Origin of the sequence: Bartonella sp. HY328 (genome assembly GCF_025449335.1) — a bacterium.
Taxonomy (GTDB): Bacteria; Pseudomonadota; Alphaproteobacteria; order Rhizobiales; family Rhizobiaceae; genus HY038.
In genome coordinates this window covers 612,501-633,362 of record NZ_CP104883.1, presented here as the reverse complement: position 1 = coordinate 633,362, position 20,862 = coordinate 612,501, and the positions used below count along the sequence as shown (strand labels likewise).

General features: G+C 41.6%; 13 protein-coding genes, 1 tRNA gene, 2 rRNA genes and 1 pseudogene. 10 read left to right on the top strand and 7 right to left on the bottom strand.

The window, feature by feature from the left end:
- Positions 1 to 149: 149 nt before the first annotated feature.
- The 5 genes from N5852_RS02600 to N5852_RS02580 all read left to right on the top strand — a co-directional run bounded on the left by N5852_RS02600 (position 150) and on the right by N5852_RS02580 (position 3,097).
- A complete protein-coding gene (locus N5852_RS02600) occupies positions 150 to 422 on the top strand; it encodes a DUF4164 domain-containing protein (RefSeq protein WP_262098834.1) in 273 nt (90 codons plus the stop codon).
- A 13-nt stretch (positions 423 to 435) separates the two neighbouring features.
- Positions 436 to 798 (top strand): cell division protein ZapA, encoded by a 363-nt coding sequence (locus N5852_RS02595; protein WP_262098832.1) that lies wholly within the window; start codon positions 436 to 438, stop codon positions 796 to 798.
- A gap of 227 nt (positions 799 to 1,025) precedes the next feature.
- Entirely contained in the window at positions 1,026 to 2,198 is a 1,173-nt protein-coding gene (zapE, locus tag N5852_RS02590) for a cell division protein ZapE (RefSeq protein WP_262098830.1), read from the top strand.
- A gap of 256 nt (positions 2,199 to 2,454) precedes the next feature.
- Positions 2,455 to 2,871, top strand: a complete 417-nt coding sequence (locus N5852_RS02585) for an LbetaH domain-containing protein (protein ID WP_262098828.1) — start codon at positions 2,455 to 2,457, stop codon at positions 2,869 to 2,871.
- Positions 2,843 to 3,097 (top strand): LbetaH domain-containing protein, encoded by a 255-nt coding sequence (locus tag N5852_RS02580; protein ID WP_262098827.1) that lies wholly within the window; start codon positions 2,843 to 2,845, stop codon positions 3,095 to 3,097. The genes N5852_RS02585 and N5852_RS02580 overlap by 29 nt, the downstream gene beginning before the upstream one ends.
- 48 nt (positions 3,098 to 3,145) lie before the next feature.
- Here the strand turns inward: N5852_RS02580 and N5852_RS02575 are convergent, their stop codons facing one another.
- On the bottom strand, positions 3,146 to 4,552 hold the full coding sequence (locus N5852_RS02575) for a virulence factor family protein (protein ID WP_262098825.1): 1,407 nt from the start codon (positions 4,550 to 4,552) through the stop codon (positions 3,146 to 3,148).
- Positions 4,549 to 7,176 (bottom strand): bifunctional lysylphosphatidylglycerol flippase/synthetase MprF, encoded by a 2,628-nt coding sequence (mprF, locus tag N5852_RS02570; RefSeq protein ID WP_262098823.1) that lies wholly within the window; start codon positions 7,174 to 7,176, stop codon positions 4,549 to 4,551. The genes N5852_RS02575 and mprF overlap by 4 nt, the downstream gene beginning before the upstream one ends.
- A gap of 268 nt (positions 7,177 to 7,444) precedes the next feature.
- Here mprF and N5852_RS02565 point away from each other — a divergent pair, with 268 nt between their 5' ends.
- Positions 7,445 to 11,152 carry an autotransporter domain-containing protein gene (locus tag N5852_RS02565; protein ID WP_262098821.1) on the top strand — a complete coding sequence of 1,236 codons (3,708 nt, stop codon included), beginning with the start codon at positions 7,445 to 7,447 and terminating at the stop codon, positions 11,150 to 11,152.
- Between the two features lie 293 nt (positions 11,153 to 11,445).
- Here N5852_RS02565 and N5852_RS02560 read toward each other — a convergent pair whose 3' ends face one another.
- Positions 11,446 to 12,786 carry a hypothetical protein gene (locus N5852_RS02560; RefSeq protein WP_262098820.1) on the bottom strand — a complete coding sequence of 447 codons (1,341 nt, stop codon included), beginning with the start codon at positions 12,784 to 12,786 and terminating at the stop codon, positions 11,446 to 11,448.
- Positions 12,787 to 13,766: 980 nt separating this feature from the next.
- Here N5852_RS02560 and gloB point away from each other — a divergent pair.
- The 4 genes from gloB (at position 13,767) to N5852_RS14710 (ending at position 16,830) form a co-directional block, all read left to right on the top strand.
- Positions 13,767 to 14,531: a hydroxyacylglutathione hydrolase gene (gloB, locus tag N5852_RS02555; RefSeq protein WP_262098819.1), complete on the top strand. Its 765-nt coding sequence runs from the start codon at positions 13,767 to 13,769 to the stop codon at positions 14,529 to 14,531.
- Positions 14,528 to 15,010, top strand: a complete 483-nt coding sequence (locus tag N5852_RS02550) for a hypothetical protein (protein ID WP_262098818.1) — start codon at positions 14,528 to 14,530, stop codon at positions 15,008 to 15,010. Before gloB ends, N5852_RS02550 begins: the two co-directional genes overlap by 4 nt.
- A gap of 90 nt (positions 15,011 to 15,100) precedes the next feature.
- Positions 15,101 to 15,910: a thioesterase family protein gene (locus N5852_RS02545; protein ID WP_262098817.1), complete on the top strand. Its 810-nt coding sequence runs from the start codon at positions 15,101 to 15,103 to the stop codon at positions 15,908 to 15,910.
- Between the two features lie 614 nt (positions 15,911 to 16,524).
- The gene (locus N5852_RS14710) at positions 16,525 to 16,830 is read left to right on the top strand and encodes an endonuclease V (protein WP_410004224.1); all 306 of its coding nucleotides are present in this window, start codon (positions 16,525 to 16,527) and stop codon (positions 16,828 to 16,830) included.
- On the opposite strand, the pseudogene N5852_RS14705 reads toward N5852_RS14710, so the two are convergent.
- From N5852_RS14705 to N5852_RS02530, 4 genes and pseudogenes are all read right to left on the bottom strand, one after another.
- Positions 16,736 to 17,062 (bottom strand): annotated as a pseudogene (locus N5852_RS14705) (hypothetical protein); the annotation flags it as partial. The gene N5852_RS14710 and the pseudogene N5852_RS14705 overlap by 95 nt on opposite strands.
- 386 nt (positions 17,063 to 17,448) lie before the next feature.
- Positions 17,449 to 17,525 (bottom strand) — tRNA-Met (locus tag N5852_RS02540).
- Between the two features lie 152 nt (positions 17,526 to 17,677).
- Positions 17,678 to 17,792, bottom strand: a 5S ribosomal RNA gene (gene rrf / locus N5852_RS02535).
- A 75-nt stretch (positions 17,793 to 17,867) separates the two neighbouring features.
- Positions 17,868 to 20,680: ribosomal RNA gene (locus tag N5852_RS02530) — 23S ribosomal RNA — on the bottom strand.
- Positions 20,681 to 20,862: the final 182 nt, after the last annotated feature.

Genomic DNA, 20,862 nt, shown 5'->3' with positions numbered 1-20,862 from the left:
CATCTTTCGTAATTTGCATGATTCGATTATGAAAGAACTTTAGGTGATTTTAAATTGGGCAAATCACTTAAATTACATTGTGATAAAAGCGAGAATAAAGGGTAGATGGATTTTATCCATATGCTTTAATAGATAGGGTATAAAAGCCAATGGCAGTCAACACATCGTTAGAACAGGCGCTAGAGCATATGTCGCGTGCCCTTAACATGCTTGAAAATGCCGTCGAGGCTCGCATTGAAGCACAAAGCGACGTGCAAGAGTTTGAAGAAGAAGTGCAACGGCTAAATGCCGACCGCTCGCGCTTGGCCCAAGAACTTGACAAGGCTGAATCGCGAGGCGAACGTCTTGAACAAGCCAACAAGGACGTATCCCGCCGCCTGATTACGGCAATGGAGACAATTAGAGCGGTTATCGAGCGATAGGAAAGTTATTACCATGGCAACAGTGATGGTCACAATTGACGGCAAAACCTATCGTATGGCATGCGACGAGGGACAAGAAGAGCATTTGGCGGGACTAGCTGCCCGACTTGATCGCTATATTAGCCATTTAAAATCATCCTTCGGCGAAATTGGTGATCATCGCCTATCGGTCATGGCTGGCATTATGGTCATGGATGAAATGACTGAAATTGAAAAGCGTGTCGAATATTTGGAAGACCAGAATGCCCAGCTCACTGCTGAGCAAGAAAACACCTCTTCCAGTATTTCGCAGCAGGAACAAGCTTTTATCACACTTATTGATGAAGCTGCCAAGCGCATCGAAGGTCTTGCCGTGCGGATTGCGCCAACCAAGTAGGTTTTAAACGAAAGCTCATAACAATTAACAAAGGCATTTTGCGCTAAAACCAGTTTCGACTATTTTTAAAAAAGCTACTGAGGAGATGCGAATGTTTACCATTTGCAACAAAAACCTTATAAACACTTGCCTTTAGACGTTTTTTTAGCTCATATATAGATTGACATAACAAAGCGCATAATGCGTTAATTGAAGTGAGCAAAAATAGCTTAGTGGAGTCGAATTTTATGGATTTGGTTAGTCAGCGCTATAAGGCACTTATTGCATCTGGGGAAATTAATGAAGATCCCGCGCAAGTTAAGCTGGTGGCTGAATTTGATAAGTTGATTGATCGTTTGCGGGAAAAAAATCTTTCGCGCAAATCAAGTCCGCTTGGCTGGTTATTTGGTAAACGCAAATCCGCACAAGAACCAATTCAAGGCCTTTATATTTATGGTGAAGTTGGGCGTGGTAAAACCATGCTTATGGATTTATTTTTTTCCTGTTTACCCCAAGGTGATAAAAGACGCGCCCATTTTAATGACTTTATGAATGATGTCCATGACCGCATCAACCAACATCGCCAAGCTTTAAATCGTGGTGAAACCAAACAGAATGATCCAATTCCAGTGGTTGCCGATGCTTTGGCAAAAGAAGCCCATATCTTGTGCTTTGACGAATTTACGGTAACCGACATTGCCGATGCAATGATTTTAGGGCGCTTATTTACAGCACTTTTTGATAAGGGCGTTACCCTTATTGCAACTTCAAACGTTGCACCAGATAATCTTTACCGCAATGGCTTAAATCGCCAATTATTTGTGCCATTTATCGCTATTTTAAAAAAGCAGGTCGAGGTTTATAATCTTGATGCGCCCACCGATTATCGCCTTGAAAAAAATGGCCGTGAGCCAGTTTATGTTTCGCCACTTGGCAATGAAGCGCAAAAATTAATGGATGCGGCTTGGCAAAATGTCATCGGCGATGAAAAAGCAGAGGCGAACGAAATATCAGTACGAGGCCACTTGGTGGAAATACCAAAAGCTACCAAGGATTGCGCAAGATTTGAATTTTTCGATCTTTGTTCAAAGCCCCTTGCTGCCTTTGACTATATGGCACTTGCCGCACAATATCGCACATTTTTTATGGATAATGTACCAATACTTGATGATACGCGCCGCAATGAAACCAAGCGCTTTATTTTGTTTATTGATACGCTATATGACCATCATGCGCGGCTTTTTATCTCGGCCGCGGCTACGGCTGACAAGCTTTACGAGGGACGCTCTAACACGACTGAAACATTCGAGTTTGAGCGCACCGCATCGCGCCTCTTTGAAATGCAAAGTGAAGAATATTTACGCGAATGGGCCGAGGGCGACCCGAGAAAAATACAAAAAACGCAGACAAAATCTGAATAGGCCAATAGCAGTATTTTTTATACTTTAGAACGCATTTCGATCTGATTAGATCAGATCGATGCCCCATTCCATTGTTTGCACCGCGTTTTTTGTCCCAAAACCATTTCACACTTTTCACAAAACACTCTAATCCAATAGGCTATCTGTTATGACTTGATATGCTTTGGCTTTAACATAAAATAAGCGAAGCACTTTCTTATTAAGAATATTTTCAAAGTTTCATTTCAACCATAGAGATGCTTACAAGAGTAATTTAATGGAAAAACACTGGTCAAGAACCCAATTATTGCATGAAGTTGTTACCAATCCCAATATAATTATTAAAGGCACCCACAGCTATTATAGTGATTGCTGGGATAGCGGCTTTGAAAAATATTGCGTGCGATATTTACAAGGCGATGAGATCAGCCGTCAATGGAATAATAATTGGGAGCTTGATAAGCTTTATATTGGCGATTATGTTTGCATCGCTGCTGAAGTTATTATTTTAATGGGTGGCAACCACACCCACCGTGCAGATTGGTTTTGTCTTTACCCCTTTGCTAATTTTATCAATGAATCCTATGAACGCAAGGGTGATACTATTATTGAAGATGGTGCGTGGCTTGGTATGCGATCTATTCTTTTACCCGGTGTTAAAATTGGTGAGGGGGGCGATCATTGCAGCCAATAGCGTTGTCACTAAAAATGTTGAGCCCTATAGTATTGTTGCAGGTAGCCCAGCAAAATTCGTTAAGCATCGTTTTACACCAGAGATAATTAATGAGCTTTTGGCCTTGAAAATCTATGAGTGGCCAGTAGATAAATTTAATGCGGTAAAACGGCAATTATGCGCAAATGATATAAATGCTTTAAAAGAAGCGGTTGCAATTTATGACCAAGGCTTATTAAGCACTTAATATTAATTTAAAAGGCATCTCGCTAGCTTGCTAAATGCCTTTTAACTTTTAATTATTGATGCGCTTTAAGAGATTTTCATGCAAGGTTTGTGCAAGGCTTGCATAATCCTCGTCAAAATGGTGACCGCCTTTTAGTTCAATGCGTTGCATTGTGCCAAGATCCTTACTTGCACAAGCTGTATCATCTTCTTCATCACCATAGATACAAATAGTTTTATCCATTGGCATTTTTTGCAGCGCAGGCAAAACGGGCATATCCCCTGCTCCGCCAAACCAGCCGTCAATTGATACTTGAAAATCAGCACTCATTGACACGCCCATTAAAGCTATCATTTTGACGCGATTTGCGGTTTTACTATCAAGTAAAGGCCAGGCAAAAGGTAAAGCATCTGCCCCAAAAGAATAGCCAAAAAGGCTAACGGGCAATTTACCGGTTGGATCAGCTTTTTTTATCATTTGTTCAATATCATGGGCCATTTCTTCAGGTGTCTTTTTTGACCAAAAATAGCGTAAGGAGTCAACACCAACGACATGAACATCATGGTTTTGCATCCAATCACCAATTTGCATATCTATATCACGCCAACCGCCATCACCAGAAAAGAAAATCACCACAGCTTTGGGTGCTTGTTTCGACGGTAAGTCAACTACCGGTAATGCATTGTCGCCATTATCGCGAATTGCAAAAGCAAGTGCTGTATCGGCAGCTTGTTTTATGCGCTGGGCATCACTACTGACATGGGCAAGCACGGCTACATCACCGCTTTCGCCAATTTCAATCGGATTATTATCGATAGGGCTTTTATTGTCGATAATCACTGCTGGAACAGGAATGGAAACATTAAGCCCATATTGGAAGCCATTGTCAGTAGTTTTGGTGGCAAGAGCATTTTCAGTACATGAGGGAAGACGGGTATGCGAACCACTACTTGCGTCAATGCTTACCGCACCAGCAAGAGTATTTAATGGCGAGTCTGAAGCTGCAGCATAAGTGATGGCGCCACCTTCGCCTAAACCAACAATTACAGGACGGAAATATTGTTCAAGATCAAGTCTTCGTGCCACGTCTTTAGCCAAAGCTTCAAGATCGGACACCAAATAGATGCATTCGCCATCTTCAGCATCTAAAGCTTTGCGCCATGCATCAAAGCGTACATTGGCAACAATTAAATTATGATCTAGTAAAGATTTTTGTAAAGCTTGCTCATTGGCTGAACTGTCCCCCTTATCTGTAACAAAAATGACAAAGCCGCGAGGATCACCTTTTGGTATAAAAACTGGTATATTTTGCAGTCTTTCGCCTTCTGCAAAAGCAATCGGGGCGTTATCACCTTTCCAACCTGCTAAAAGACGCATTATTTTACCCTGATGCATAAAGCCATAAATGGCTGCTCCCGCTACCAAAGCAACCACTATAATCATCAATGACGTGAATATTTTTCTTCTTATGGTCATTTACGTATGAACTCCAATGGGTTGCCATTAATCAAGGTTGTAACATCAAAAAGCACTTTTGCTGTATCAAGACCGCCTGGGCAAATAAGATAATAAGGTGTCCAAACGGGATCGAACTTATCCTTGAATGATTTTAAACCGTCAAAATGATAAAGATCACGGCCACGATTATAAATAAATGATCCAATGCGCTGCCAGCGCGAGGCTAAACGATTGGTTGAAAGACCAGATAAGGGAGCGGCCCCAAGATTAAACCATTTAAAGCCACTTTCTTTGCCGTAAAGCAACAAATTGGCAAAAAGCGCTTCCATTAATATATTGGAAATATTAGCATAATAGCGCATCATATCAATGGTAATTTCATTTTTATGAGCGCTTTGCCAAATATTAACAAAAGCCACAATTTTATTGTCCTTTTTCATTACTGCAACATCAAAACGGCATAAAAATTCATCATTGAAATTACCAATAGAAAAATGTTTTTCTGCCCCTGATTTTTTGGCAAGCCAGCTATTCGAAACATCGCGCAATTCATCTAAATGAAGATTTACATCTTTTGCCGAAATAATTTCAAATTTTAATCCATCACGCTCGGCTTTACGATAAGCATAGCGGAAAGGCTGCCGCTTTGCCCCCTCAAGGGTGAAGTTTTCAAGTGCAACGCGCGCCGTTTCACCAAGTTTTAAAACACTAAGCCCCATATCAAGATAGAGCGGTAGATTTTCAACCCCAACACTATAAAAAACCGTGCGGAGGGCAGCGCCGTCAGCTTTTTTATGAAAATCCCAAGCAAGTGATTTTAATGTATCGCCATTATTACTTACCGGTTCACCAAGAGCAATGAGGCTGCCGCCTGAGCGGTCATACATAATGAAACCATCTTGATTTTCAGAGATTAAAAATTGTTTGTCACCTAATAACGCCAAAGCTGTATCAGACATTGGTGATGATTGAACAAGTGAGGGTATAATATCAGGAATTTGATAATTATGATGATTGTCTTTACGTGATGATCGATGAATAATATTATAAAGGGCAATAATAAAAATGCCGGCCAAAATCACAAGACTAGCGCGTAGAAAACGCGGTGCATTGGCGTTCCATGCGAAATCCCACCATAGGTTATTGGAATATTCAACATGGCGATAAACAAAAAAGCCAAGCCAAAGCGCCGCACCTATACAGGTAATAACACTGGTAAGCCAACCCCAGCTGATTGAAAAACTACTATCTAATGGCCGGCGGTAAAAGGAATGGCGAAATTGCCATAAAAGCCAAGCAAATACGCAAAGAATAAGTGCCTCTTCAAAATCCAAACCCTTGGTTAAACAAAATACTGCGCCAGCAGCTAAAAGGCACATGGTAACCAACCAAGCATTGGCAAGACGTTTGGCAAGGCCATAAGAAACAATAAGCAAGATAATCGCGACAAGACTTGCGGCAAGATTTGACGTCTCAATAAAAATCATCGGCAATATATCGGACAAAACATCCAGTCTTATTTTTCGCCCCGGTGTCACCACAGAAATGAGCATGACAACGCCTGCCAAAAAGGTAAGGGCTGCTGATAATATCGGAATGAATGGCTCAATAATTCTTGCAACCAAGGCAGCTTTACTGGTCATTTTTTTGCGTTGGCGTATTATTTCCCATAATGCCACACCAAAAGCTGCAAGGATTAATGGCAATACGGTATAAACAAGCCGATAAAGCACAAGGGCGGCTAAAACTTCGCCATCACTTGGCATGCCAAGGCCAGCAATAATGATTGCTTCAAAAGCACCAAGACCTCCTGGAGAATGGCTAAAAACACCAATAACTACGGCCAAAGCATAAATGACAGTAAAAGCAGCAAAGCCTATATTTAAATCTGCTGGCATAAAAATATAAAGCGTTGCGGCTGCACTAATTAAATCAATCAGTCCCGCTATCATTTGGAAAATGGCATTTTTGGCGTCAGGCAAGGGCAGCGACAACGATTTTATTCTTAATACACGTGCGCCTTTGCGCAGCCAAAATAACAATGCGGCGAGCACAATGAGCAATAAAATGCCGATTGGGCGCTCTAAACCCGACATAAAGGCAAGTAAGTGGGGAAAACCAATCGGATCAAGGATTAAGGCAAAAGCTAAAATAACCATGAGCGCTAGCCACATGGAAATCCATGACATGCTGGTAATACGGGTAATATCAGCGATATTGATTTTTTCCTGCGCATAAAGACGATAGCGCAAAGCACCGCCAGTTACAAAGGAAAAACCAAGGGCATTGGATACAGCATAGCCTGCTGCACTGGTAACGGCTGCAAGCGGTAGAGGGATTTTAGAAGGTGCAATAATATGAACCGCAATCACGTCATAAAGGGCAATGCCACAATAGCTTATGATCATAAAGAAAATGGCAAGCATAATATTTTTGCTATCAATATTATGCAACGCATTCCACGTTTCATGACGCGGGGTTGATGAAGCAAGATGCCAAAAGGCATAAAGCGAAATGAAGGCAATGGCTAATCCCGCCAAAAGCCCCAAATAGCGCTTTAATCGGCGGTATTGGCTAGAAGAGGCTGTATTTTTAAGGCTGTCATCGTCTTTGCTAAGAGGTGTCGCGGTATTATTTGTCATTATGAAATATCCAAGGGCTTAAGCTTATCTATTTCCTTATTGAATCGCACGGCAAAGTTATGGCGATTTAGGCTAATGTGAAATCATATTGTCGTGAATATTCGCTATACCTAACTTTCTTATATGTGCATTCAACCAAACTGTAATGCAAGTTTCATCTCAGTGTAACGCTGCTCTTTTACTGAGCACGGACTAATAACGTATTATCTGAAAAAATATTCGAGATTTTCTTTTCAATTGTTACGAAACGCCTTTGCAGGAAATGATCATGAAAAAATCCGCCATCGTTCTCGCGCTGTTATCGACATCTTTGTTATCAAGCAATGTTTTGGCCGCCGAGCAAACTGCTATTGAAAAAATAAACGCAAACCGCAATCAATGGTACACAACATTAGACGAAAAAGTTATTGGAGCCTATCCTGCGCCCGCAAGCTTAGCGGCAGAACAAGATCGGCTTGCCAGTATTTTATATACATCTATCACCGGTGAGCGAAAAGATTTAGCATTGGCTGACCGAAGTGAAACAACCGCATATTTATTATCAACTTTTTCAAAAAGTGCGTTGGGTGATTATGCGGCTGATCGTAGTTTAGCCGCCAATCTTTACTATAAAAACGCTTATAGCTATATTTATAATGCCACCTATGCGCTAGACACAAATGCGGCGCGGATCCGATCATTAGATTTTATTTTAAAAGATAAATATTTAAGAGGTCGCCCGTATCAAGTATTGGATGCGGATGGAAATTATAACGAGAATTATTGGCAAATAACCGGATCTTCCTATCCAAGTGGCCACACATGGAAAGGCTATCGCCAAGCCATTGCCCTTAGTCTGCTTTTTCCAGAACGAGGTGATGAGTTATTTTCAAGAGCACTACAATTTGGTGAAAGTCGGGTTATTGTGAATGCACATTTTCCAACCGACACAATCGCATCGCGCATAGGCACCTATTATACATTATCTAATCTTTTGGCTGACGATGATATTACTGCTGAGATAGTAGAAAATGCCAAAGCTTTACGCCAATCTATGGATCCTTTATGCGAGCTTGATATGCGCCAATGCTTGGAGCAACAAGCAAGACCTGTTTATGATAGCCATGCAGCTGATAATTTTAGTATTGGCTATTATGGTAGCCGCCAAAGCAATGATAATAGCTATTTTGATCCTCAAAAATTCAACATGCAAACTGGCTATCTGTTGCGTTTGCGTTTTCCCTATTTAAATCCAGAAGATTGGCGCGATATTCTGGCAAGTACAGCATATCCTGAAGATTCTCTTGCTGGTTGGTCAATTGAACAAGGCAATGATATGTCCTATTGGGGCCTTATCAACCTACCCGCTGCTTATAATGGTCCAGCTCACCTTTATCGGGATATGACAATCAATCAAAATATCAATACTGCCAATGATATTTCTGGCTTTGGTGCTTTCGATATCTGGAAAAATAATATTGATGGTGATGGTCATTTAACCAAAAATGGCGATGGCACTTTGGTCTTAAGTGGCCAAAATAGCTTTGGTGGCTTCACCTTAAATGGTGGGCAACTTATTTTAAACGGTCAAAACAACCTAACAACGCAGTCAAATATTAATGGTGGAGAATTGGCAGTGCTTGGTCAATTATCCTCTGATCTTCTTGTCAATAATAGTGGCATTCTAAGTGGAACTGGCAGTACCGGCAATGTGGTGATGAATAATGGTGCAATTTTGCGGCCGGGCACTACTAATAATGCCGGTACATTGGTGATTAATGGCAATTTAACTCTAAATGATGGTGTTCATCTTAATTATCGATTTGGAGAAGTGAATATTGCTGGTGGTACCAATAATGATCTTGTGAGCGTTAATGGTGATCTAACCCTTGCAGGCACAATTAATGTCACTGAAAATGGTAATTTTGCTCCCGGTATCTACCGAATTTTTAATTACAGTGGATCTTTAAGCGATAATGGCTTGCTTATTGGTACCATGCCGCAACAATCGCAAACCCATGTCCAAACAGCTGTTAAAGGTGAAGTTAATCTTGTCAACAGCTATGGGACGCAGTTAAACTTTTGGGATGGTGAAGGCATAGTCAATGATAGTGTCATTACTGGCGGATCTGGTATTTGGCAAATGGCACCCAATGGCGCCACCCCTTGGACATCTGCTAATGGCGCGCAAAATGGCAGTTTTGAAAAAGATGCTTTTGCAGTTTTCACCGGTAAGGCTGGCCAAGTTGCAATCAATGCTAATAATGGCCCAGTCAGCGCTAGCGGCTTACAATTTGCTAGCGATGGTTATCGATTAAGCGGTGATATGCTACAATTAAGTGGCAATCAAAATATTATCCGTGTTTCTGATGGCACTGCAAATATTGATAATGATTTGCAAGGTGAAGGGCAATTACAAAAGCTTGACGGCGGTAGGTTAATATTAAATGGAAACAATATTTTTAATACTGGCACGCAAATTAATGGTGGTAGCCTAATTGTCAATGGATCCTTGCTTGGGGATATTACAATTAACGCCGGCACGACCCTAGGCGGCACGGGCCAAACTGGTAATATCTATGTCGCTCAAGGTGCAATACTTGCTCCAGGACAGTCAATTGGCACTTTATATGTTCAAAATGTAACTTTTGCGACCGGCTCTCATTATAATGTTGAAGTGGATAATATGGGCAATAGTGACTTGCTCGCTGCAAGTGGCGGTATAACCATTAATGGCGGCAATCTTAATATATTTGCCGGAAATGGGTTTTATCGTGCTAACACGAATTACACTATTATGACGGCGCAAAACGGTATTACCAAAAATGGTGTGAATGGCTTTGATGCAATCGCTAGCAATCTTGCATTTTTAACACCAAACCTAGTTTTTAACGACAATAGCCTTGTTCTCCAAATGGCGCGTAATGATATTGCATTGTGTTTTGCCGGCGCAACAAGTAACCAATGTTCAACAGCCAAAGCTATAGAGACACTGGATTTACAAACCCCTGTTTATGAAGCTGTATTAAATTTAAGCCGCGATAATGCAAATCCAGCCTTTGACCAGCTTTCAGGTGAAATATTTGGTTCTGCTCGCTCAGCACTTTTGCAAAATAGCCACCACTTACGCGACCAAATCAACCAACGAATGTTGTCAGATAGTGCAATGCCAACAACAGAGCCGCTTTGGTTTGCCACTTGGGGCCATGGTGGTAAATTGCCATCAACCAATAATGCTGGCAAAATTAATAATGATGGCTGGGGCATTGCATTAGGTCTTGATGGCGCACTTACCGATAAAGCATTTGCCGGTATTGTTTTTGGTTATGAACGATCTGAAATAGATGGTCGCTATAGCTCAAGATTTAATGTTGATGCTTTACATCTTGGTGCTTATGTGGCGAGTGAAATTAGCGGAATTAAATTGCGCGGCGGTATCGCTTATAGCCATTTGGATAATGAAACCGAGCGAAAAATTTCAATTCATGGGCTTGAAAGCACTGCCAATGCTAGCTTCAATGGTTGGCAAATGCAGATATTTGGTGAAGCTAGCCATGATTTTCATCTAAATGAAGGGGCGGTAATTTCTCCTTATGCCAATATCGCCCATATCTGGCTAAACCTTGAGGATATTAGTGAGAGCGCCAGCTATGCTTCATTATTCAGTGATAGCAACACCACCAATACAAGTTTTACAACTCTTGGCTTACGCGGCAACTTCAAATTAGGTAAGCATGTACCAATCTCCCTTTATGGTGATATTGGTTGGAGCCATGCCTTTGGTGATATTGATGGCCGCGTTGAAAACCGCTTTGCGCTTGGTAGTCATAAATTTAGTGTTGAAGGCACACCAATTGCTAAAAACTCTGCATTAATTGGTGCTGGCTTTACTTGGCAAGTTACACCACATAATCAAATAACCTTAGGCTATCGCGGTCAAGTAGCGAGTGACATTAAAGACCATGGAGCTCATGCCAGCTGGAAAATTACATTTTAATAAAGTAATAATTTTTAAAACGATGAGTTACGTTTTTATTAATAGAAAAAGGACTTTAGAGCGCTTTTCGATCTGACTGGATCAGATCGGCGCTCTAATCCATTGTTTACACCGCGTTTTTTGTCCGAAAACCGCTTCACACTTTTCGGAAAACGCTCTAATTAAAATTTTCTGCATTATACAATAATGCTACGAACTATATTACCAATAAATATGTGATTTATCTAACAAACACAAAAAGGCCCGCACTCATAAGATGCGGGCCTATCGGGGGGCTTTACTTGTTGTAATTATCAGCCATAAGCAACATTCATACTTGCTTGTACGAAGATTTCTTCATTGGCACCATTATTATAAACATTATAAATAACGCCAGATTCAGCTGTGTAATTACTTTCACTCAAGTGCCAGTTAGATGCAAGCTGTACAGTGTCATTGCCATCACCTGTGATGTGCAAGCTGTCATTGTCATAGCCAGAACTTTGAATATCAGAACCGATTTTCAAAGTATTGGCACGGCCACCAGTTAGGCTAATGCCAGTGATTGCACTTTCATCAGCACTGGTAAATAGGCTATCAAAGTTGATAACACGGCCAGCACTATCAAGATTAACTGTCAAGTTAATGTCATCATGGCCTGCTTCCGCATTATAATCATTAATAAGCTGAGTTAGCCAATCAATGCTAGAAACTGAAGCGCGATAGCCAATATTAGCTTGAATTTCTTCAAGATTGGTCGAAGCAAGCTCACCACTTTGCTGAAGGTCAGTTAACCAGTTGCGATAGTCTAGTTGGAAAGACCAGTTATAATTGGAATTTAACACCAAAACATCATAACCATCGCCAGCATCAATGGTAAGGCCACCAACATTCACACCATCATCAAGAATAATAGTATCATTACCTGCGCCAGTATCTAAATAATTGTGGCTTGAGCGATCGGCTTCAGCACCATCTTTAATATGAACAACATCATCGCCATCACCCGTTGAGATACGGTTTACACCGCCATTTTTAGCCGACATCTTATCGCCAATAACGATGTGGTCATTGCCTTCACCAGTGGTAATTTCATTGGTACCACTTTTAGCCTTGATGCTGTCTTTAATGTAAAGCTCAGTTTGACCTTCAGCTGTTAAGCGATTTACACCACCTTTTTCAGCTTCAATGCCTTCAATGTTAATCTGATGTGTGCCGTAGCCAAGTAAGATTTCATTTAAACCCTTACTTTCAAGATCACCTTTAACATTGACGACGCTATCGCCTTCACCTGCAGCGATACGGTTGGTTGAACCTGAGTCTGCTTTAATATCTGAGCCAAAGGTCAAGATGTGAGTACCCTCACCAAAGGTAAAGCGATTTTCGCCGCCTTTTTCTGCTTCAAGACCTTTGCGAACATTGATTTCTTTATCGCCATCGCCACCAAGAATAGTATTTTTGCCTTGAGCTTTAATTGAACCATTAACTCTCAATATATCATCGCCATTACCTAAATTAATGCCGATTGCAGAATTAGATTTGCTTTCAATATTTTTTTGTACGGTAAGAACATCATCATTATTACTACCATCGAAATATTTTAAGCCATATTTTGTGACGATTTCACGGATAGACTTTGTAAGACCTTTAGCCATGTTAGCAACCTTTCGTTTTCAACTTGAGAAATTGAATTTGAATTCTCATGCGTAATGTTTAAATCTAAATAAGATAATATTTCGAATGTATATATCTTGCTGTGTACAATTACATTTGTAGTTTCATAATATATATGTTGTCAATTTAAATATTATTTCAAATATTAGATCGTTATGTTTTTCAAATTTTATATATTTAATAAATTTTATATAATAATTTAATTATATAATAACTTAATCAAAAAATAATAAAAATACTACAAAAATAAACACCACAAAATCAATTAGTTGCACCTATTTTTATATTTTGTTTTTCTAAATTATAATTTTATAAATACAATATATATTACATCGCTATATTATAATTTAATAAAACATATGGTAATTTGAGCTTGCGTACAAAATAAGTAAGCGGGGGCAAATCTGTTTAGCTATATCCTAACTACGAGACTTTTTTTAAAAAAAATATTTAAAAACAATAAGTTATTTTAAAATAACTATTTCGTTAATACTTTAATATAAATTAAAATAAAAACCGTATTTCTATTATAATAATAGGATAATATATATAGAATCCTCTAATTTTAGAAAAATACACTGATGGATTTTTAAAATTTCTCAAAATTCAGTTTTTTTTTGCACAAAATGCTATAAATCGATTCATTCACTTTGTAGCGAATTTTTAAGATAAACTTATAGCCAATGCGGTCATGTTTGATAATGTAGATGTTATTTAAAGCGCATCTAATGTTTTTAATGTCTATTTGATACTAAAATTGGTAACGAATACCGCTTGTGGGCTATCCTTACCAATCACCAAGTAATAAAGTTAACACTAACTTGGCTCCTTAAGGATATTAAAACCTTTAGCACGGGGCTTTAAAAATGATATAAGGGCAAAGTACTGCCGCATTTACCTTCAATGATCTAGCTTTACGCGCCGCCATGGAACCTTGGCACGATAACAAATGGAGCAAATTATGCAAATTGAGCAATTTATGTGTCGTAGCGATAATTTTGGCGTTATTTTGCATGAGGAAAGTAGCGGTAAGACTGCTGCGATTGATGCGCCCGATGCTGATACTATTTTGACGGTATTACGTAAAAAGAATTGGACACTTGATTATCTATTTATTACGCATCACCACAGTGATCACATTGTCGGAATCGAAAAATTAAAGGCGGCAACGGGTGCATTGGTTATTGGCCCTAAGGCCGAGCAGTTGCAAATTGGTGGGCTAGATAAGGCGATTAGCGAGGGGGATAATTTTAGCTTTGGCAACAGCCGCGTTATGCCGCTATCGACGCCCGGTCACACCAGTGGAGCACTGTCCTATTATTTGCCATTGGACCAATTATTATTTACCGGCGACACGCTATTTTCGCTTGGCTGCGGTCGTTTATTTGAAGGCTCTCCCAGCCAGATGCATGCATCACTACAAAAATTAGCACAATTGCCAGATGAAACGCTCATTTATTGCGGCCATGAATATACGCAAGCTAATGGTCGCTTTGCTTTGTCGATTGATGGAGGGAATCATGCCTTACAGCAACGCATGATCATAGTTGATACGCTGCGGGCCCAGAATTTGCCAACATTACCAACCACAATTGGTCAAGAAAAGGCAACCAACCCATTCTTGCGCTGTAATAACAGTGAGATTCGTGCTAATCTCAATCTCGATGGCGCTGATGATATTACAGTATTTACACAAATTCGTAGGTTAAAGGACAATTTTAAATGAAAATAAAAAGAGGCATTCTGGCTATTTTAGGTTTACTCATAGTGCCGACATTTGGTTTTGCCCAAAATGCGCCAAAAGGTGATGATACGTCATTTGCACTCACTCGCGAAGAAAATGCCAAAGAAGTTGCGACCTATCCATTAACTGAAGATTTTTTAAACAGGATGGAAAAAGTGCGCGCGGAATTTCAAGCATTGCCGCTTGAATCAAATCCACCTGGTACAGGCGATGATGATACATCTATTAGCGGTATGACGCAGGCGATTAGCGGTCGCCCGGAACTAATGGCACTGTTACGCAAATATTCTATCTCTGCCCATGATTATGTTGTAGGCTCTATGGCGCTGTCAGCAGCATTATCTGCGGCATCAGCTCAAGGTGAAGAACAATTCTTTGATGAAAGCCAATCGGTTTCGGAAAATAACCTTAGCTTTGGCCATAAATATATTGATCGTATCCGCGCAGTTTTAGCTGATTGATTATAGACGCTTTTTATAAGTGTAAAACTGGGGTCAAACATTGCGTTTGGCCCTTTTCGGTTGGAAATTGTTAGAAATTGATATTGCAGCATGACCTGTTATTATAATTTATTAAGTGAAACCACCAGTGAAGATGGTACAAGAATTAGCCATTTCTCTCCAACAATCCATGCGCAAGGGGCATGGAATAAAGATGAGCAACACATGGCGGCCGCAAGTGGTATTATTGCCCGTGAGCTTGAATGTTTTATGCCGCGTTTTGATATGCGTATTGGACGCATAAGCTTTGATATTTGGGGCAAAATTAGTCTTACCGATTTTTCAATTACCACTCGTTTGATACGGCCAGGTAAGACAATAGAATTAATTGAACAACATTTAGAAGCTGCTGGCAAAACTTGCATTGTTGCGCATACATGGCGCATGGCAAAAACCAAAACTGGTTCTGTTGCTGGGATCGAGGATAAGCCAGTTCATAGTCCGGAGCAATGTGAGCCTTGGCCGGATATTGACAATTGGTTAGGCGGCTTTATCAAAAGCCTTATAGCTCGACGAGATAAGGCTAATCGCAAAGGCAAAGGCCTCATATGGATTAATACACCCTTAAATTGTCTTGATAATCAACCAACCAGCGACTTTGTTCATTTGGTCGGTCTCATTGATATGGCCAATGGCACTTCACCACGCCAAGATAAGCCCTTTGCTTTTGCTTTTCCTAATCTTGATTTACAATTGCATATGTATCGTCTGCCCAAGGGGCGCTGGTTAGGGCTGCAATCTGTACAACAATATGGTGAAGATGGTATTGGGTTAAGCAGCTCAATTCTACACGATGTTTACGGCCCCTTTGGACGCTGTGAGCAAATATTGACCCTGAGAGCACTAAACGACAATGTATAACGCCATAAATTTTTACAAGGGCTATTCGTAAATTGGATAGTGCGACTTGACGCAATATCAGATCGAAAATCTAGTTAGCGTCAAAATATGCCACTTACATTCTTATTCTTTTGCCTCCATCATTACCAAAAATAACCGGCTATTTAGTCGTCTTTACCAATTAACCATTTATAGCTGAGATAGTTGATTGTTCAGCGCGAAGTTCAATCAAACACAATTGAGCAAAAAGCATCTCATTCATGAGCTGACGTCATCCGCTATCAGCCTAGCGATAAAACCAATATTAATCCATTATAAAGGATATCATCAGTCTAACGCATTAAAAACTATCTCAAAAAAACATTACCAAGAATTGCGTCTAGACAACTGAAATAGTTTTTGGTGTCGATGCAGCTTATGATGAGTTACCTTGTTGAGTTCTAGCTGAGGCTATTAAAATTGATGTTAATACACTGGAACTTTTAGAAAAAAATGCATCGTTGGAACAAAATTCGAGTATCAATATATACCCGACTATCTTTCATGCATGAACTCCCATCTATTTGATAAGCCGCCAATAGGTTGTGCAAAAATCATCTTATTGGACTTTATGATGCTCTCGATAGAATACCTGGGTGCAATTGCCATTAACTGATAATGGCGAGATGATAGGCGCATGTTTGAGGACACAAAATGATGTTAAGCTGTTGTTTGTATCTATCAGGCAAAAGATTTCATTGCCAATCGCTTGTGGCTGTATATTAAAGCTCGCCCCACACCACCGACTACCAGAGACTATACCTGCATCAGATCATCCTGTAAGGCAAACCATGAATTCTATTAAACTTAAGAAAGATCTAATATGCAAGTCCATGGAGAAAGTGAATCTGCATCTACCAATCCTCTCTTTACTTTATCTATGTGGTATTTACGATTTTTGATAGCACTGTCAAATCTAGAAGAGTTAGTATCTAACGAGTAGTTATTTATAAGATTTCCTTTTTCATCCCATTCCTTAATAGCTAATACGGTGCCATAAGCTACTTTCTCACATTTCTCCATAACTCCATTAGAATACCATGTGATCCGATCACCTAATATAGATAGCCCTCGAACGAAATTCATTTTACTATTAAGATGACCGTTCTCATGCCACTCTGTCGTCTCCCCGTCAAGCTAGCCTGAAAATTGACCTTAATAGGCAATAATAGGCCATGTGGCAGTCATTTAATATTTTGACTTGTTGTATTAATCTTCGGCAACGCAGCAAGATTTCAAGCGCCTTGTAAGAATACGCCAAGGACCGCCAGACCGCTTCTTTTGGGGCTATGATATATGCTGTTTCTAATTTGATTGGATTTTGTTGAGCGGAGCTGATTTTGACGGACGACGATGATGTTATGTTTGTTTTTGGCGGGGGTATTTAGGCTTTTCGAGTGCAGATAGGATCTTTTCGCTAGTTAAGCGAGTGTAACCCTATATGTATAAACGCCAAAGACCGCTCTGAGGCGGTTATTACAATAGGTTTTAACACTGTTTATAAATTTTTGCTGGGGATTTGGTTGCGGGGGCAGGATTTGAACCTACGACCTTCAGGTTATGAGCCTGACGAGCTACCGGGCTGCTCCACCCCGCGTCACCTATAGACTTTGCTTGAAGTAATGATGTTGCTCGAGCAAAGGACCTTATCTGATTAAGCGTTTAGAACGGTTATTTAAGGAAGATCAGATAAGAATAAATACGGAGTTTTGATGGTGAAGAGATTATATTCATTCATGCATTTTGCAGACCTGGCAGCGACCTACTCTCCCGTGTCTTAAGACAAAGTACCATTGGCGCTGGAGCGTTTCACGGCCGAGTTCGAAATGGGATCGGGTGCAGCCGCTCCGCCATAACCACCAGGTCGGCGAAAGGCATGAACAAATTGAAGCTGGTTTTGATTTTCTGCTGTTTTATTAACTGGATATAGGTAATGGGAACGATCAAGCCGATTGAACGATTAGTATCAGTAAGCTTCATGTGTTACCACACTTCCACACCTGACCTATCAACGTGGTCGTCTTCCACGGTTCTCATGGGAATACTCGTTTTTAGGTGGGTTTCCCGCTTAGATGCCTTCAGCGGTTATCCCTTCCGTATATAGCTACCCTGCTATGCGGCTGGCGCCACAACAGGTCCACCAGAGATACGTCCATCCCGGTCCTCTCGTACTAGGGACAGATCCTATCAATATTCCTACACCCACGGCAGATAGGGACCGAACTGTCTCACGACGTTCTGAACCCAACTCACGTACCGCTTTAAATGGCGAACAGCCATACCCTTGGGACCTGCTCCAGCCCCAGGATGCGATGAGTCGACATCGAGGTGCCAAACAACCCCGTCGATATGGACTCTTGGGGGTCATCAGCCTGTTATCCCCGGCGTACCTTTTATCCGTTGAGCGATGGCCCTTCCACACGGGACCACCGGATCACTATGACCGTCTTTCGACTCTGCTCGACTTGTCAGTCTTACAGTCAGGCAGGCTTATGCCATTGCACTCAGCGAACGATTTCCGACCGTTCTGAGCCCACCATCGCGCGCCTCCGTTACTCTTTAGGAGGCGACCGCCCCAGTCAAACTACCCACCATACACGGTCCTGGTTCCGGATAACGGAACGCAGTTAGACATCCATGTAGATAAGGGTGGTATTTCAAGGAAGACTCCACAATGGCTGGCGCCACTGCTTCAAAGTCTACCACCTATCCTACACATGTCGACACGAATGCCAGTGTAAAGCTATAGTAAAGGTGCACGGGGTCTTTCCGTCTAACCGCAGGAACCCCGCATCTTCACGGGGAATTCAATTTCACTGAGTCTATGTTGGAGACAGCGGGGAAGTCGTTACGCCATTCGTGCAGGTCGGAACTTACCCGACAAGGAATTTCGCTACCTTAGGACCGTTATAGTTACGGCCGCCGTTTACTGGGGCTTCAATTCAATGCTTGCACATCTCCTCTTAACCTTCCAGCACCGGGCAGGCGTCAGACCCTATACGTCGTCTTGCGACTTCGCAGAGCCCTGTGTTTTTGGTAAACAGTCGCTACCCCCTGGTCTGTGCCACCCCCTAACGGTTGCCCGCTAAAGGGTCACGCTTCTTCCGAAGTTACGCGTGCAATTTGCCGAGTTCCTTCAACATAGTTCTCTCAAGCGCCTTGGTATTCTCTACCGGTCCACCTGTGTCGGTTTCGGGTACGGTCTATAATGTGGGAGCTATTTCCTGGAACTGCTTCACTGCATCATCAATCCAATAAGATGATACAATTTACGCAATCCGTCACTTCCCACAGGCCCACGAATATTAACGTGGTTCCCATCGACTACGCCTTTCGGCCTCGTCTTAGGGGCCGGCTCACCCTGCTCAGATTAACTTTAAGCAGGAACCCTTGGACTTTCGGCGAGGGAGTCTCTCACTCCCTTTATCGTTACTCATGTCAGCATTCTCACTTCCAATACCTCCAGGATCCCTCACGGGTATCCCTTCACAGGCTTATGGAACGCTCCGCTACCACTTACACTTACGTGTAAATCCACATCTTCGGTGTATGGCTTTAGCCCCGTTACATTTTCGGCGCAAAGACCCTTATTTAGACCAGTGAGCTGTTACGCTTTCTTTAAATGATGGCTGCTTCTAAGCCAACATCCTGGTTGTTTTGGGATCCTCACATCCTTTCCCACTTAGCCATAACTTGGGGACCTTAGATGGTGGTCAGGGTTGTTTCCCTCTCCACGACGGACGTTAGCACCCGCCGTGTGTCTGCTAGTCAGTTCTTCCAGGTATTCGGAGTTTGGTTAGGTTTGGTAATCCGGTGAGGACCCCTAGCCCATCCAGTGCTCTACCCCCTGGAGAATACAACTAACGCTCTACCTAAATAGATTTCGCGGAGAACCAGCTATTTCCGAGTTTGATTGGCCTTTCACCCCTAGCCACAAGTCATCCCGATCTATTGCAACAGATATGGGTTCGGCCCTCCAGTAAGTGTTACCTTACCTTCAGCCTGCTCATGGCTAGATCACTCGGTTTCGGGTCTAATCCGACGAACTGAACGCCCTGTTCAGACTCGCTTTCGCTACGCCTACACCTAACGGTTTAAGCTTGCTCGTCAGACTAAGTCGCTGACCCATTATACAAAAGGTACGCCGTCACCCAGAACTAATCTTGGGCTCCGACTGTTTGTAGGCATTCGGTTTCAGGATCTATTTCACTCCCCTCGTCGGGGTGCTTTTCACCTTTCCCTCACGGTACTGGTTCACTATCGGTCATGCACGAGTACTTAGGCTTGGATAGTGGTCTACCCATGTTCAGACAGGATTTCACGTGTCCCGCCCTACTCTAGGACTTAAAATCAATTTGCGTGTACGGGACTATCACCCACTTTGGTTAAGCTTTCCAACTTATTCCACTTTTCTCATTTAAGCCACTGGCCTGGTCCGCGTTCGCTCGCCACTACTAACGGAGTCTCGTTTGATGTCCTTTCCTACAGGTACTTAGATGTTTCAGTTCCCTGCGTTCGCTTCTTACACCCTATTTTATTCAGATGTAGATACCTTTTTAAAGATAGCTAGAAACCTAAGCAGTCCATTACTGAACAACTTAACTTTTCTAGCCATCAAAGGTGGGTTCCCCCATTCGGAGATCTACGGATCAAAGGTTATTCGCACCTCCCCGTAGCTTATCGCAGCGTATCACGTCCTTCATCGCCTGTGCATGCCAAGGCATTCACCAAATGCCCTTAAGACACTTGATCGTTCTCATTGCCAATATCCAATTATTGTTAAAAACCTGTGCAGATTTTTAAGCTGAATATCAGCAGAAAGACCAGCTTCTTGAGATATATTCGATGGTGCGGTTAAGCTTGCCAATCATATGTAAGGGCTTTGAGCATTCCCTTACGACATAGTGTATCTTGTCACTAAACCCTTATCCGAA